Annotated in this window: 3 protein-coding genes; all 3 read left to right on the top strand. The window is 36.5% G+C overall.

Annotated features, from left to right (window positions below):
- The first annotated feature begins 583 nt into the window (after window positions 1–583).
- The 3 genes from KTJ72_RS06965 (at window position 584) to KTJ72_RS06975 (ending at window position 2631) form a co-directional block, all read left to right on the top strand.
- Entirely contained in the window at window positions 584–1762 is a 1179-nt protein-coding gene (locus KTJ72_RS06965; protein WP_217304475.1) for an acetyl-CoA C-acetyltransferase, read from the top strand.
- Between the two features lie 129 nt (window positions 1763–1891).
- Window positions 1892–2425, top strand: a complete 534-nt coding sequence (locus KTJ72_RS06970; protein WP_034530719.1) for a GNAT family N-acetyltransferase — start codon at window positions 1892–1894, stop codon at window positions 2423–2425.
- Between the two features lie 14 nt (window positions 2426–2439).
- The gene (locus KTJ72_RS06975) at window positions 2440–2631 is read left to right on the top strand and encodes a hypothetical protein (RefSeq protein WP_053791295.1); all 192 of its coding nucleotides are present in this window, start codon (window positions 2440–2442) and stop codon (window positions 2629–2631) included.
- Window positions 2632–2777: the final 146 nt, after the last annotated feature.

Here is a 2777-nt window from a genome sequence, read left to right on the forward strand (position 1 = left end):
AGCTCTTCTGAATAAATTGTTATTTTATAAGCGAATTGACTTCGCAATGTTTAATTCTTACAACCAAGTTGTAAGTTCCTTACACATCATCGATTATCAATCTTGTTCAGTTTTCAAAGATCTACCAATTTGTTGATTGCTAATTAAATCAACCAGCTATTTAATTATAGCAGACCGTTAACTTAATGTCAACAACTTTTTATAATTAATTTTTATTAACCTTGTTATCAAAAGTCGCTCAATCGCGATGACAACAATAACTATTATGCCATCTTAGCAAGTAAAAGTCAACAACTTTTTTTGCTTATTTTCAATCGAAATTAACGATCAACTTTTTCAACAGCAGAAACAATAATATCAAATTCAAACCGTCAGGTCAACAACTTTTTATTATTTGTTTCGATTAAATTTTATTGTTATCTCAAAAATGACAACGGATATAATAATACCAATTATAAACACTGTGGTCAATAACTTTTTCAAACTTTATTAAACTTTTTAGTTTTATTCTTTATAATAGAATTAAATAGAATAATCGTTATACTATTTCTTATAGATAATATTAAAGGAGTTTTACTATTATATGGAAAAAGTCGTGATTGCTGCTGCCAAGAGAACACCGATTGGTAAGATAAACGGTGCCCTAAAGAACTTCACTTCTGTGGATTTAGGAACCATCGTTACCAAGGCTGTAATTGAACAAGCAAACATTAAACCTTCTGATGTAGATCAAGTCGTGTTTGGAAATGTCATCCAAGCAGGTGCTGGTCAAAACATCTCAAGACAAATCGAAATTAATTCAAACATCCCCTACTGTAGTACTGCCAATACAGTTAACCAAGTATGTGGTTCCGGACTAAAGGCTGTCCGCAATGCTCAAGCTGCCATCGTGATGGGTGACGCTGACGTCGTGATTGCTGGTGGAGTGGAAAGCATGTCCAATGCTCCATTTCTAAACATGGACGTTAGATCCGGTCACAAGTTTGGTAATGTTACTCTAGTTGATTCATTAAACAACGACGCTTTAATGGATGCTTTTAACAAACAACCAATGGGAGTTACCGCAGAAAACGTTGCTGAAAAGTTCAACGTTTCAAGAGAAGAACAAGACGAGTTTGCCTATCAATCTCATATGAAGGCTGCCGAAGCATTTGATAATGGATACTTTGACAAAGAGCTAGTGCCAATTGAAATCAAAAACAGAAAATCTTCTTATATTATGAAGGAAGATGAAAACATTCGTCGTGATACTTCTATTGAAGTATTAAATAAACTACGTCCTGCCTTTAAAGAAGACGGAACTGTGACTGCCGGAAACGCTGCTAGTCTAAACGACGGTGCATCTGCATTAGTATTAATGAGTGAATCAGCCGCTAAGCGTTTGAACGTCAAACCACTAGCTGTCATCGATGGCTATGCCGAAGCAGGATGTGATCCCGACTACATGGGATACGCTCCTTATGACGCTACCAAGTCATTGTTCGATAAATTAAACATAACTATGGATGATATCGACCTAGTCGAACTAAATGAAGCATTCGCTGCTCAAGTCCTAGCGGTTGCTCATGACTACAATATCGATATGGACAAACTAAACATCTCCGGTGGTGCCATCTCAATGGGACATCCACTAGGTGATTCCGGTGCTCGTATTGTCGGTTCATTAATCTACAACCTACAACGCACCAACCAAAAAAGTGGTCTAGCTACCATCTGTATCGGTGGTGGTATGGGAATGGCCATGAAAATCACATTATTATAGATAATTCTAATTAGTTTACTAAAAGTGTCATTGTAGTATGCTATGAATAGGCTTAATTTCCAAACGTTGCAAATTGCAACGTTTTTCTATATACTTTTTACTTATAATTTTCATAAAGGAAGTGTAAAAATGCCCGCAACATACTTAAAGAAATCAACTGAAGAAGATTTACCAGCAATCCTGGACATCATTCACTCAGCAATCAAATACCTACATGAACAAGGAATTGACCAATGGCAACATGGTTACCCAGCTGACGAAGATTTAGTTAAAGACGTTAAAGATGGAATCAACTACGTGTTAATCACTGACGGCCAAGTCGCCGGAACTGCAACCATTCATCAAGGAATTGATCCAAATTACCTAAAGATTGAAGAAGGCGATTGGGTTAACGGTTCTGAAGCTCACTACGCAGCGATTCACAGAGTTGCCATCTCAAATGAGTTCCGTGGACAACACCTATCTGAAAAACTGGTTAGTAGCTTAATCACCGTTTCACGTGTATTAGGTTACAAGGATATCAGAATCGACACTCATCCTGAAAACAAAGGTATGCAACACGTTATCACTTCTAACGGTTTTGAAAAACGTGGAATTATCCATATGCGCGAAAATGGTCATCCATGGACTGCTAGATTTGCATACCAACTATTAACTAAATAATAGAAGGTGCTCACATGCTAGCAGACGACCTATCAGTTCAAATCAAACTGATCATTATGTATGCGATTGGTGTCTTAGCTCTATTGACTTTGCTATTTTTCTTATACCGTAAGCACCAATCATTCAAAAATAAATATGTAGCGACCATCCTAGGAATTACCATCGTCATGGTGTTAATCCTAATCGATGTAAGTACATTGCATTAAAAAAAGACGTTCATTATGATGCACTGCACCCCAAAGTTTGTACAAAACTTTGGGGTGTTTTTGTGTCTAAATATAAAGTAGAAGATAAATTAAATGTAATTAACACATACCTAAACGGTATGGGATCTCAAATGGTAGCTAGAAAA

It is taken from the genome of Apilactobacillus waqarii (genome assembly GCF_019061205.1).
Classification (GTDB): domain Bacteria; phylum Bacillota; class Bacilli; order Lactobacillales; family Lactobacillaceae; genus Apilactobacillus; species Apilactobacillus waqarii.

Excerpts from the sequence above, each read along its gene's own strand:
- KTJ72_RS06965 (WP_217304475.1), top strand. The coding sequence starts at position 584 with ATGGAAAAAGTCGTGATTGCTGCTGCCAAGAGAACACCGATTGGTAAG.
- KTJ72_RS06970 (WP_034530719.1), top strand. The coding sequence starts at position 1,892 with ATGCCCGCAACATACTTAAAGAAATCAACTGAAGAAGATTTACCAGCA.
- KTJ72_RS06975 (WP_053791295.1), top strand. The coding sequence starts at position 2,440 with ATGCTAGCAGACGACCTATCAGTTCAAATCAAACTGATCATTATGTAT.